Source organism: Streptomyces sp. NBC_00390 (assembly GCF_036057275.1).
GTDB lineage: Bacteria > Actinomycetota > Actinomycetes > Streptomycetales > Streptomycetaceae > Streptomyces.
In genome coordinates, this window is sequence record NZ_CP107945.1 from 7,260,259 (window position 1) to 7,272,367 (window position 12,109).

Here is a 12,109-nt window from a genome sequence, read left to right on the forward strand (position 1 = left end):
TCACGGTCCCATCGGCGGCGTCAGCAGCGCGGCCCCGGCCCGTCGACCAGGGTGGACAGCAGCCCGCCGAACACCTCGCGCTGATCGGCGGTCAATGGAGCCAGGATGTCCTCCGCGGCGGCGCGGCGCGCGTCGCGCAGCGCCCGGAGTGTGGTGCGGCCGGTGTCGGTGATCTCGATGCGGATCACACGGCGGTTGGTCGGGTCGGGGACCCGGCGCACGCAGCCGCCGGCCTCCAGACCGTCGACCAGGCTGGTCACCGCTCGGGGGACCACCTCGAGACGGTCGGCGAGATCGGCCATGCGCGGCGGGCTCTCGAAGTGGGCGACCGTGCGCAGCAGGCGCGACTGCGCGGGCGTGATGGCGATGTCCGCGGACTCCAGCTGGCGCTTCTGGCTGCGGTGGAGCCGACGGGTCAGCCGCAGCAGCTGTTCGGCGAGCAGGCCGTCGGCGTCGGGTGTGCTCATACGGGAACAATATCAGGAGTCCGCTCATTGTGAAGTCAGGTAACAGTGAGCTAAGCTCGCAAAGGTTTGTGCTGTGCTCGATCATGAGCCGCTGTCCGCGACGCCGATTCCCGAAGGAGCCCGTTTGCACCCCCACGACCCCGGCTGGACACCGCCGCCCAGGAAACCCGACCAGCCCCCGGCGCAGGTGCGGCGCATTCTCCGGCTGTTCCGCCCCTACCGAGGCCGCCTCGCCGTCGTCGGACTGCTCGTCGGCGCCGCGTCACTCGTCTCGGTCGCCTCGCCGTTCCTGCTGCGCGAGATCCTCGACACCGCGATCCCGCAAGGGCGTACGGGGCTGCTGGGCCTGCTCGCCCTCGGCATGATCGTGACGGCCGTGATGACCAGCGTCTTCGGCGTGCTCCAGACCCTGATCTCCACCACCGTCGGCCAGCGCGTGATGCACGACCTGCGCACCGCCGTCTACGCCCAGCTGCAGCGCATGCCGCTCGCGTTCTTCACCAGGACCCGCACCGGAGAGGTCCAGTCGCGCATCGCCAACGACATCGGCGGCATGCAGGCGACCGTGACCTCCACCGCCACCTCCCTGGTCTCCAACCTCACCGCCGTGGTCGCCACGGTCGTCGCCATGCTCGCGCTGGACTGGCGGCTCACCGCCGTCTCGCTGCTGCTCCTGCCGCTGTTCGTGTGGATCAGCCGTATCGTCGGCCGGGAGCGAAAGAAGATCACCACGCAACGGCAGAAGCAGATGGCCGCGATGGCTGCCACCGTCACCGAGTCCCTCTCGGTCAGCGGCATCCTGCTCGGCCGGACGATGGGCCGCGCCGACTCGCTGACCAGGTCGTTCGCCGACGAGTCCGAGCGCCTGGTCGACCTCGAGGTGCGCTCCAGCATGGCCGGTCGCTGGCGCATGGCCACCATCGGAATCGTCATGTCTGCCATGCCGGCCGTCATCTACTGGGCCGCGGGACTCGCGCTCCGGACCGGCGGCCCCGCCATCTCCATCGGCACGCTCGTCGCCTTCGTCTCCCTCCAGCAGGGTCTGTTCCGGCCCGCCGTGAGCCTGCTCTCCACCGGGGTGCAGATGCAGACCTCTCTCGCGCTGTTCCAGCGGATCTTCGAGTATCTCGATCTTCCGGTGGACATCACCGAGCCCGACCGGCCCGTCGCCCTCGACAAGGTCCGCGGCGAAGTGCGCTTCGAGGACGTCGACTTCGCCTACGACCCCCTGCAACTGCGCCCGACACTCGACTCCATCGACGTCACCGTGCCCGCGGGCGGCAGCCTCGCCGTCGTCGGGCCCACCGGCTCCGGCAAGTCCACCCTGAGCTATCTGGTGCCGCGGCTGTACGACGTCACCGGCGGCCGGGTCACCATCGACGGCGTCGACGTGCGCGATCTCGACTTCGACACTCTCGCCCGGGCCGTGGGGGTCGTCTCCCAGGAGACCTATCTCTTCCATGCCTCCGTCGCCGAGAACCTGCGCTTCGCAAAGCCGGACGCCACCGACGAGGAGATCCACGCCGCGGCCCGCGCCGCGCAGATCCACGACCACATCGCGGGCCTGCCCGACGGATACGACACCCTGGTCGGCGAGCGCGGCTACCGCTTCTCCGGCGGCGAGAAGCAGCGGCTCGCCATCGCCCGCACCATCCTGCGCGATCCGCCCGTCCTCATCCTCGACGAGGCGACCAGCGCCCTGGACACCCGCACCGAGCACGCCGTGCAGCGGGCCATCGAAGCGCTCTCCCGGGGTCGGACGACCATCACCATCGCCCACCGGCTCTCCACGGTCAGGGACGCGGACCAGATCGTGGTGCTCGATGCGGGCCGGATAGCCGAGCGCGGCAGCCATCAGGAACTGCTGGACCGGGACGACCGATATGCCGCACTCGTGCGCAGGGACGCCCAGCTGGCCCCCGCCACCCCCTGACACACCCGGGCACCGTGCGGCATGATCGCGGCCCATGAGAGCACTGATCGGAGTCGACCTGCCGGGCTACCGGCCCGTCGACCATGATGTCTGGGCGAGCGACGAAGGCGATGTGCTGTCGCTGCACTTCTTCGACCTGCCTCCGGACCTGCCCGCCTCGCTGGACGACGGACCCGCACTGCGCGCCGCCCTGACCCACCGCACCGCCGAGGCGGGCGGCGGTCTGATCGAGGCAACCGTCAAATCGCTCGGCCCGCTGCCCGCGCTGCGCCAGATACTCAAGCTGCCGCTCCCCGGACAGCCCTCCGGACAGGCATTCATCGGGAGCTTCACCGTGCCCCGTGCCCAGTGCAGCACGGTGGTGAAGATCCAGGCCCCCGAGCGCGGGATGACAGGGATGCGCGAGGCGATGGTCATGGCCCAGGTCGGCCACGACAACTACTTCCGCCCCCACCCGTACGCACCTGAGGTGCAGGGCGGACTGCCGTTCCATGCCGCCGACCACGCCCAGTGGGATACCCAGTTCCCCGACCATCCGCTCAGCCGGGTCCGGCGCACGCTCGCCGCGCTCGCCGAAGCAGTACAGGTGGCTCCCGAGTTCGCCGCGCTGCCGCCGTTCGCGCGCTGACCGCCTCCCACACCGAAGGCCCCGCTGCTCCCACGGGCGGGGAGCGGCGGCGCTTTCCGGAATCAGAACGTCCGCCGCGTTAGCGTGCTCGTATGACGAACGAGCCCTCGCTGGACCGGCTCGGGCGCCGACGGCGCAGATACCGCCTGACCCGCCGCGGCCGGGTGGTACTGATCGTGAGCGCGGCCCTGGTGACGGCGGCAGCGGTGCTGGTGCCGCTGCTGATCATGGACGCCAGGGAGACCAAGGACACCGAGCCGCTTCCGAAGTCTCTGGTCGTCCCCGAGGGATGGCGCGCCACGCAGGTGTACGACGCCGTCGACAAGGCCCTGGAGGTGGCACCCGGAACCACGGGCAGGACCGCCGCCCGGATGAAGTTGAAGCTGCCGGCCGAGGCCAAGGAGAACCCCGAGGGATACCTGTTCCCGGCCACGTACCCGATCGACGCGCGGACGACCCCGAAGAGTCTGCTCAGCTTCATGGTCAACACCGCCCACGCCCGCTTCGGGACCGAACGCATCCTCAAGCCGGCCCGCCGCACCGGACTGAGCGTGTATCAGGCGGTGAGCATCGCCAGCATCGTGCAGGCTGAGGCCGACACGCCCACCGACATGGGCAAGGTGGCCCGGGTCATCCACAACCGGCTCGCCCGCGCGATGCCGCTGCAGATGGACTCGACACTGAACTACGCGCTGCGGCGCAGCACCGTGGACACCACGGCCAAGGACACCCGGCTGGCCAGCCCGTACAACACCTACGCGCAGAAAGGGCTGCCGCCCACCCCCATCGGCAATCCGGGCGAGGTCGCCCTGCGCGCGGCGATCGCACCGCCTGCCGGCGACTGGCTGTACTTCGTCACCGTGGGGCCGGGCGACACCCGCTTCACCAGCAGCTACGAGGAACACCAGCGAAACGTCGAGGAGTTCAACGCCAACCGGGAACGGGGCGGCACTCCCGGGTGAGTGCGCCGCGGCCCTCAGGCCGGCGCCGGCTCGCGGGCGCGCTCCAGCAGGTGCCTGATGTCGCGGACCGCGGCCCGCCCGGCCCGGTTGGCGCCGATCGTCGATGCCGACGGCCCGTACCCGACGAGGTGGACGCGGGCGTCCCGTACCGCGCGGGTGCCCTCCACCCGGATTCCTCCACCGGGCTCGCGCAGCCGCAGCGGCGCGAGATGGTCGATCGCGGCCCTGAAGCCGGTCGCCCAGAGGATCACATCGGCCTCGACGGTTCGTCCGTCGTCCCAGGCCACGCCTGTCCGGGTGATCCGGTCGAACATCGGCAGCCGGTCCAGCACGCCGTTCGCCCGGGCTCGCCGGACCGCATCGGTCAGCGGCAGCCCGGTGACCGAGACAACGCTCTGCGGCGGCAGGCCGCGGCGTACGCGCTCCTCCACCATGGCGACCGCCGCCCGGCCGGCGTTCTCGTCGAAGGGCCCCTCGCGGAAGACGGGGGGCCGTCGCGTCACCCACGTCGTACCGGCCGCGACTTCGGCGATCTCCATCAGATGCTGCGTTCCCGAGGCCCCGCCGCCGACAACGATCACGCGCTGCCCGGCGAACTCCTCGGGCCCCGGGTAGTGCGCGGTGTGCAGCTGCCGTCCCCGGAAGGTCTCCTGCCCCCGATAGCGCGGCCAGAAGGGGCGGTCCCAGGTCCCGGTCGCATTGACCAGGGCCCACGCGGACCAGGCGCCCTCGGAGGTCTCGACCAGCAGCCGGCCCCCCTCGCCCTCGCGCACGGCCGTCACATCGACAGGCCGTCGCACGCGCAGATCGAAGCGCTCCTCGTACGCGGCGAAGTACTCGCCGATCACTTCGGAGGACGGGCGTGTGTCGTCGGCCCCGTTCAGCTCCATGCCCGGAAGGGTGTACATCCCGTGCACCTTGCCGTACGTCAGCGAGGGCCAGCGGAACTGCCAGGCGCCGCCGGGCCGCGGGGCGTGGTCCAGCACCACGAAGTCGCGGCCGGACGCCAGGCCCGCCCGCCGCAGGTGGTAGGCGCTGGACAGCCCCGCTTGTCCGGCGCCGATGACGGCCACGTCCGTCTCGCGGACCCCGAAGTTGTTCACGGTTCTACCAACAGGGCGGGTCCCCGGGATCTTCCCGCGCCGGCGGATGCGCACGTCGCGCGGCGGGAGCGAGAGGATGGCCCCATGCCTGGACCCTTCATCACCACGACGATCAGCCTCGCCACCGGTTCGGACGAGACGGTGACCGATCTGACCCCCGCCTGCGAGCGGTTCCTCAGGAAGAACGCGGAGGGTCGGGACGGCCTGCTCAATGTGTTCGTGCCGCATGCCACGGCGGGGGTGGCCGTCATCGAGACCGGCGCCGGCAGCGACGACGACCTGCTGGCCGCCCTGCACGCGCTGCTCCCCGCCGACGACCGCTGGCAGCACCGCCACGGAAGCCCCGGTCACGGCCGTGACCACGTCCTGCCCGCCCTGGTACCGCCGCACGCCACACTCCCGGTGCTCGGGGGACGTCTGGAGCTCGGCACGTGGCAGTCCGTCTGCCTGGTCGATACGAACAGGGACAATGCCGACCGTAAGGTGCGGCTGTCGTTTCTGGGTGGCAGCGACTAGGCCCGCCTGCAGGAGCCATCTCCGGCCGCACCAAGCGCGGGAAGACCCGCGAGGGTGGAACGGGGTCACGCGGAGGTGGGCGCGGGCTCCTCCAGCGCGATCACGACCATGACCGGGAGATCGGTGTCCTGCTGGACCACACCGGCGGTCAGGACCCGGCCGTCCAGGGCCCATTTCCGCACCGCGATGAACTCGTCCTTGTCCGCCGCCGTCTGCTCGGCCTCGGCGAGGTGGCCGGCGAGCGGGGATTCCTCGATCTCGGGGAGGAACCCCGTCAGCACCCGCTCGCCCTCTTCGTAAACGGCGTCCAGGTCGTCGAAGTAACCCGACTCGTCGACATCGCGGATCCAGACGGCGAACGAGACGCGGACCGCCCCGCTGCGGAACGTCTGGATCCACCCCCGGATGCCGTCCTTGCGCCAGGACGTCTCCACGCGGTCGCGGGGCTTGCCCCCGGGCGCCCACTCCTGGGCCGTGAACCTTGCCGCCGCGCCTTCGGGGGTCAGCGGGACGAGGCCCCGGAGCTCTTCCAGCATCGCGTTCACTGCAGCCATGAACTCATTCCACTCATGCCGTTGCCGGGCACGTGATACGCCTTCAGCTGCCCGCTGGCATAGGCCTCGGGGAAAGCCTTGGACAGCACCTCGTTCACATGCGCGGCACCCCATTCATTGGACACCATATAGCGAACTCCCTTGCCCCCGAGATCCTCGTTGAGGGCGAGCAGTTTCTCGGTCTGTGTGGTGATTCGGCTCTCGTTGTAGAACTCGAAATCGGGGTTGTACGGCGACGACTCCCACTCGGCGTGGTTGTCGCCGCCGGTCCACTTGGCCTCGGTGACCCAGCCGTCACGCGGGCCGCCGTCGACATGGACCTCCCGACCGTCCGGCAGGATCCACTGCTGCTCGTAGCTCTGGTCGGTGACGAGCCGCTGGTACCGGAACGACGGGCGTTCGAGCTGCTTCTCCGTCAGCCAGCCCAGGCCCTTGAACCGTGAGTAGGGCGACAGGCCGAGGGGGTCGCAGACCGTGAACGGGTTGTGCACATAGGCGACCGGGTTCGGCGAAGGGGCCAGGCCGAGGGGATCCGGGGAGGTGTAGCGCCCGGTCGCCGGGTCGTAGTGGCGGAACAGGTTGTAGTGGAGACCGGTTTCGGGATCGTAGTACTGGCCGGGGAAGCGCAGCGGGGTGTAGGCGGTGGTGGACCGGGTCCAGGCGGTGGTGCCCCAGAGGGTGCTTCTGGCGTGCCAGGCGATCTCGCCGGATTCGTCGACCAGCTCGGTGGGCGTGCCCACGAGGTCGGTGGCGATGGCGAAGAACCGCCGGTCGATCTCCTCCTGGCGGTCGTCCGGGGTGAGGAGGCGTTCCGTCTGGGACAGCGGGATCAAGCCGCGGTGGTCCCAGGTGAGGGCGACCACGTGCGGCAGGTCCGGCGTGTGGACCGTCTGTTCGCACAGGGTCCCGCCGTCCCAGGAGAAACGGACCTCCTCGGCGACGCTCTCGCCGTCGGCGGCGAGGCGCTGCTTGGCGGTACGGCGGCCCAGCGGGTCGTAGCGGTACCGCCACCGTGTTCCGTCGGGGGTGATGACGGAGGTGAGGCGGTTCTCGACGTCCCACTCGTAGCGCCAGGTGTCGGGCTTGCGGGAGAGACGGGTCTTCTGACGGAGGACGACACGGCCGAGAGCGTCGTGTTCGAAGCGGACGTCGCCGGCCCGGGTGACGGCGGTGCCCGCGTAGACGCGGGGGCCGGTGGCCTCGTGACCCGGGTGGGAGCCGGGCCAGGAGGCCGCCGTCTGGTTGCCCGCGGCGTCGTAGGCGTACTGCTCGGTCCAGCCCTGGGCATGGACGGCGGTGACGCGTCCGACCGTGTCCAGATCGAAGGTGCGCAGACCCGACAACGCGTCGGTCAGGGAGGTGAGATGGCCGTCGGCGCGGTAGGAGTAGCCGCGGTGGTTGAGGGAGCGGTCGCCGACCGTCAGGTGCTGGGAGGAGAGCCGTCCGGCCTCGTCCCACGCGGAAGCCAGGGTGAGTGCGCCGCCGAAGACGCGCTCCAGTTCCCGTCCGGCCTCGTCATGGGTGAAGGTGACCTCGCGGCCGCCGGCGGTCATGCGAGCGGTACGGCCGGCGGCGTCGTAGCCGTACTCGGTGGTCGCACCGGTGGGGGTGGTACGGCGAACCCGACGGCCCAGGGTGTCGTAGGCGTAGTTCATGGCGAGGCCGTCGACGAGTTCGGTCTTGACCCTTCCCCGCCGGTCGTACACATAGGCGACCTCGCTGTCCGGGCCGGACGCCTGGAGCAGGCGTCCGGCCCGGTCGTACGCATAGGTGGTCACCTCACCGGCGGCGTCCTTGCGGACCGCCCGGCCGAGTTGGTCGTAGACGTAGGAGACGGTTCGGCCGAGGGCGTCGGTCCGGGCGGTGAGCTGCCCGGCGTCGTCGTAGCGGTAGGCGCGGGTGCGGCCGTCGAAGTCGGTCTCGGAGACGAGGCGGCCGGCGGTGTCGTACCGGTAGTTCCAGGTGAGGCCGTGCGGATCGGTGACCTCGGAGAGCCGCAGGGCGGCGTCGTGCTCGAACGTATGGCGGGCGCCGTCGGGTCGGGTGCGGGCGGTGAGCAGGTCGAAGTGGGTGTACTCGAAGCGGGAGACGCCGCCGATCGCGTCGGTGTGCGTGAGGCGGTTGCCCTCTCCGTCGTAGGTCCACGACTCGGTGGCACCACCGGGGGCGACACGGCGGGCGAGATTGCCGTCCGCGGTCCATTCCAAACGCGTGACTCCGCCCACCGGGTCGGTGGTGCGCACCGTCCGGCCCAGGGCGTCGCGTTCCAGCCGGGTGACGCCGCCGGCCGGGTCGGTCACCTCCACCGGCAGGCCTGCGGCGTCGCAGCGCACGGTGGTGGAGGCGCCAAGGGCGTCGGTGACGGTGGTCAGCCTGCCCCGGTCGTCGTAGGTGTAGCGGGTGGTGGAGCCGGCCGGGTCGGTGACGGCGGTGCGGTTTCCGCGGGAGTCGAACTCCTGGAACCAACGGGCGCCGTCCGGCCCGCGGAACTCCGTGGACAGCCCGAACGGACCGCGGACGGTCCGCAGTTCGCTGCCGTCGGGCCGTGTGACGGCGAGCAGGCGGCCGTCATCGTCGTAGCTGAAGGCGGTGGTGCGGCCGAGTGGGTCGGTGCGGGTCAGCGTGTTGTCGCGCGTGTCGTAGGTGAAGCGGGTGGTGTGGCCGAGCGGGTCGGTGGTGGCCAGGACCCGGCAGCGGCTGTCGATCAGGTGGTGGGTGGCGTGGCCGTCGGCGGTGGTGAGCGTGGTGGTGCGGTGGCCGGTGTCGGGGTCGGGGTCGGTGTACGCCAGGGTGATCTGGACGTGGCCGGCCTCGCCGCCCTCGGCCACGACGCGGTCGCGGTCGTCGTAGACGTAGTCGTAGCGGCTTGAGTTGGAGTCGATCCAGGCGATGACGCGACGGTGGTCGTCGTAGACGAAGGTGGTGACGGCGCCGGAGGGCCTGGTGACGGTGGTGAGGTCGCCGTCCTGGTAGCCGTAGGACATCAGCGGCAGGTCCGCGCCGCCCTCGCCCGCGCCGGCCAACGACAGGCCGGTGACCAGGCCGTCGCTCACGGCGATGGTGACCAGCCGGCCCGACGAACAGGTCAGGGCGAGCGGGACGCCGTCCTCGGTGCGCTCCACGGCCCACGAGTTGCCGTGGCGGTCCTCGGTCCGCTCCAGCCAGGCGATGCCGTCGCCGCCCGGCTCGCTGCCGGACGGGGCCGTGAAGCGGCGGGTGAGGCCCGTGTCGGGGTCGGTGACCGTGTAGTCGCCGTCGGTGTCGCGGGCCAGCAGGGTGCGGGCCCTGCCCGTCTCCGGCCGGGTGGGCGCGCCGGGGACCGGGTGCGGGTACGGGACCAGGAGCCCTTCGGCGGTGACGTGGACGACGCCGACCGCGTCGATCTCCAGGCGCTCGTCGACGGTGGACGTCCAGGACGGGCCGAGGAACCGGCCGGCCGTGCAGCCCGACTCGGTACGGCGGGTGAAGACCAGCGGAAGCGTGCCGGGCAGTACGAGGTCGGTCTGCGGCAGGAACATCCGGCCGGAGGCCAGGTCCACCGGGTCGGTGCCGACGACGGTGCGGGTCGCGTCGGGGCGGTTGTGGGTGCCGTCCGGGGTGTTGTCGACCAGCTTGCGCGCCTTCGCGGCGTCGGCCATGTCCGCGGCGATGCGCACGCCCTTCACCGCGGCGCCGCCTCCGCCGGTTGCCACAGTCAGCGCGACGTCGGGCAGCAGACGTCCGAAGCCCTCGTACGGGTCCTTCATGAAGTCGCTGATCATCTGCTTGCCGGTGCCGACAGGGTCGTTGGCGGCGACCACCAGCCCCGCGGCGAGGCTGTTGAGGGATGTGGCGTACTCGGCCGGGTGCGTGATGTTGTACGGATCCAGGGGGTTGACCTGGCGGACGAAGTTCAGGAGCCCCGCGGTGCCCTTGATGATGCCGCCGCCGACGTGGTCCCCGATGATCTGCAGTTCCTGGAGACCGTCGCCCAACTGCTCGGCGTACGAGGGCTTCTGAGGGGCTTTGTCGCGGGCGGCGGCGACCGCGGTGCGCGCGGTCTCCGCGGCCGTGTTCCGCTGCGTGCGGGCCTGGGCGAGGATGTCCTGCGCGTCCTCCATCAGTTTCTTGCCGGGATCGGCGAATGTCGGCGCGGGGCAGGGCGGGAGCGTGGACGGGTTGCGCTGGTCGGCGGGCTGGGCGTTGTAGCGGTCGACCGCGCTGTTGTAGTCGTCGATCCTCTTGCGATGCGCGTCGGCCGCGTTCTGGGAGGCCTTGACGCCCTCCTTCCACATGTCGATCGCCGTCTGCGCCTGGTTCTGCGCCCATACCACGGTGCCGGCGAACGCTTCCAGCGCGGAGGCCGCCTTCTCGCAGGCGTCGGCACCGGTGAACCACTTGGGCGGCTGGGTGCGCACGGCGGCCCGCAGCGCCTCGGCCGCCTCGCCCTTGAGCCGGGAGGAGTCGAGCCCCTTGAGCCCCTGGCCCGCGTCGTCGAAGGACTTCTGGAAGGCGCGGAGTTGCTTGGCGGTGGAACGGATCGTGTCCGGGCTGCCGTAGACCAGCTTGGTCTTGTCCTCGGTCTGCCCGAGGTCCATCTCGTCGACCTCGGCGCCCATCCGGTTGGCGACCGAACGGGACTGCTCGCGCACCCAGTCCGCACCGGACTCCCAGCCGACGTCGTCCAGCCGGTCGGCGGTCCAGTTCCCGGCGTCCTCGACCCGGTTGCCGACCCACTCGACGCCGTCCTCGACCGCGTCCTCGACCGAGTCCGGCGTGATGTCACTGATGAAGTCGCCGAAGCCCACAGTCAGTTCCCCCCGGACTCACCCTGCTGCTGCGCCTGCTGGGCGCGCTCCTTTGGCGACGGGCCGAAGGTGTCGTCGAGCGCCTGGTTCCACTGGTCGTCCGATACGCCGAGCGCGTCGTTGAGAATCTCCGACTGCCGGCCGCCCTGGCCCTCGGTGAGGACGGTGCGGCCGGTGTCCTTCCACGTCTGCTCCATCTCCTGACCGGCCTTGTCCCACGACTCGGCGCTCCAGTCCGGGTTCAGGTAGTCCGGTGTGAACACGTCACCCCAGTCCTGCTGGGTGATCTCCTCCTCGGTGGCGTGCGGGTTGCCGCCCATGACGGAGTTGACGCCCACCTTCAGTGCGCCCTCGACGTACTGGTCGTGCTCCCACTGGGTGCCCGCCGCCAGGCCGAGGCGGTTCGCGATCGCGCTGGCGTCGCTCACCAGGGCGCGCACACCCCACTCCCAGCGCTCGCAGAAGTCCTCGAACTCGACCGAGAAGCCGTGGTGCCCAGCCTCCATCCCGGTCATCGACAGCGCCGAGAAGCCCTTGCCCATCACCGAACCCGTGGCGCCCCCGAGTTCACCGAGCTGGTCGATGGTCGCGCCCACGCCCTTGGTGAACTTCGTGACAGACGCCTTGTCGAAGTTCAGATCCGCCCCGTCACCGCCCATGGCCGCGCCCCTCCTCTGCCTCACGGGAGTCGACGGCGACGCCGTCCGGAACGATGCCGACGACCGGCGGGAAGAACATCGACCCGTCCTCGGTGGCGATGTCGACGGCGAGGCCGGCGGGCTCGTCCAGAGAGGGCACGACCTCGTCGACGATGCGCGCGCCCAGCAGCGCCGCGTAGTCCATCGGCCGGTCACCCGGCCCGTGGTGGAGGGCGAACCGGGCCAGTGCGGCCTCGTCAGTGAACCCGCAGATCCACCGCACCCCGCCCGAACGCGCCGACCACAGACCACCGTCGGCCGTCGGCACCAGAAGGACCGAGCGCCGCATCTCACCGACCAGCGCCCGCGGATCACCAACCCCCGCCCGCTGCTCGGCTATCCGCTCAACCAATGCCGTCCTGGGCTGCTCCACGGACCCTCCCCGTCATCGTGGCCGATGGCACCGTAGAACAGGACGCACATCCCGGGCCGGACGGTTCTCGCGCTGGTTCGCTTCGGGC

10 protein-coding genes are annotated in these 12,109 nt (G+C 70.9%); 4 read left to right on the forward strand and 6 right to left on the reverse strand.

Annotated elements, in window-relative coordinates; genetic code table 11:
* Nucleotides 1-20 precede the first annotated feature (20 nt).
* Complete coding sequence (locus OHS70_RS32260; RefSeq protein WP_328403309.1) at nucleotides 21-467, reverse strand: MarR family winged helix-turn-helix transcriptional regulator; 447 nt, start codon at nucleotides 465-467, stop codon at nucleotides 21-23.
* Nucleotides 468-591: 124 nt separating this feature from the next.
* On the opposite strand from OHS70_RS32260, the gene OHS70_RS32265 reads away from it, so the two are divergent.
* The 3 genes from OHS70_RS32265 to mltG all read left to right on the forward strand — a co-directional run bounded on the left by OHS70_RS32265 (nucleotide 592) and on the right by mltG (nucleotide 3,990).
* Complete coding sequence (locus OHS70_RS32265) at nucleotides 592-2,400, forward strand: ABC transporter ATP-binding protein (protein ID WP_328403311.1); 1,809 nt, start codon at nucleotides 592-594, stop codon at nucleotides 2,398-2,400.
* Nucleotides 2,401-2,434: 34 nt separating this feature from the next.
* Nucleotides 2,435-3,028 (forward strand): hypothetical protein, encoded by a 594-nt coding sequence (locus OHS70_RS32270; RefSeq protein WP_328403313.1) that lies wholly within the window; start codon nucleotides 2,435-2,437, stop codon nucleotides 3,026-3,028.
* 92 nt (nucleotides 3,029-3,120) lie between these two features.
* Entirely contained in the window at nucleotides 3,121-3,990 is an 870-nt protein-coding gene (gene mltG / locus OHS70_RS32275) for an endolytic transglycosylase MltG (RefSeq protein ID WP_328403315.1), read from the forward strand.
* 14 nt (nucleotides 3,991-4,004) lie between these two features.
* On the opposite strand, the gene OHS70_RS32280 is transcribed toward mltG, so the two are convergent.
* Nucleotides 4,005-5,093 (reverse strand): NAD(P)-binding domain-containing protein, encoded by a 1,089-nt coding sequence (locus OHS70_RS32280; protein ID WP_328403317.1) that lies wholly within the window; start codon nucleotides 5,091-5,093, stop codon nucleotides 4,005-4,007.
* Nucleotides 5,094-5,177: 84 nt separating this feature from the next.
* On the opposite strand from OHS70_RS32280, the gene OHS70_RS32285 reads away from it, so the two are divergent.
* Entirely contained in the window at nucleotides 5,178-5,609 is a 432-nt protein-coding gene (locus OHS70_RS32285) for a YjbQ family protein (RefSeq protein ID WP_328403319.1), read from the forward strand.
* Nucleotides 5,610-5,674: 65 nt separating this feature from the next.
* On the opposite strand, the gene OHS70_RS32290 is transcribed toward OHS70_RS32285, so the two are convergent.
* Genes OHS70_RS32290 through OHS70_RS32305 form a run of 4 tightly spaced genes read right to left on the reverse strand, consistent with a single transcriptional unit; the run spans nucleotide 5,675 to nucleotide 12,021 of the window.
* Nucleotides 5,675-6,163 carry a hypothetical protein gene (locus tag OHS70_RS32290; protein WP_328403321.1) on the reverse strand — a complete coding sequence of 163 codons (489 nt, stop codon included), beginning with the start codon at nucleotides 6,161-6,163 and terminating at the stop codon, nucleotides 5,675-5,677.
* Nucleotides 6,151-10,950, reverse strand: a complete 4,800-nt coding sequence (locus OHS70_RS32295; RefSeq protein ID WP_328403323.1) for a putative T7SS-secreted protein — start codon at nucleotides 10,948-10,950, stop codon at nucleotides 6,151-6,153. The genes OHS70_RS32290 and OHS70_RS32295 overlap by 13 nt, the downstream gene beginning before the upstream one ends.
* 2 nt (nucleotides 10,951-10,952) lie before the next feature.
* Nucleotides 10,953-11,609 (reverse strand): hypothetical protein, encoded by a 657-nt coding sequence (locus OHS70_RS32300; RefSeq protein ID WP_328403325.1) that lies wholly within the window; start codon nucleotides 11,607-11,609, stop codon nucleotides 10,953-10,955.
* Nucleotides 11,599-12,021, reverse strand: a complete 423-nt coding sequence (locus OHS70_RS32305) for a hypothetical protein (RefSeq protein WP_328403327.1) — start codon at nucleotides 12,019-12,021, stop codon at nucleotides 11,599-11,601. Before OHS70_RS32305 ends, OHS70_RS32300 begins: the two co-directional genes overlap by 11 nt.
* Nucleotides 12,022-12,109 lie beyond the last annotated feature (88 nt).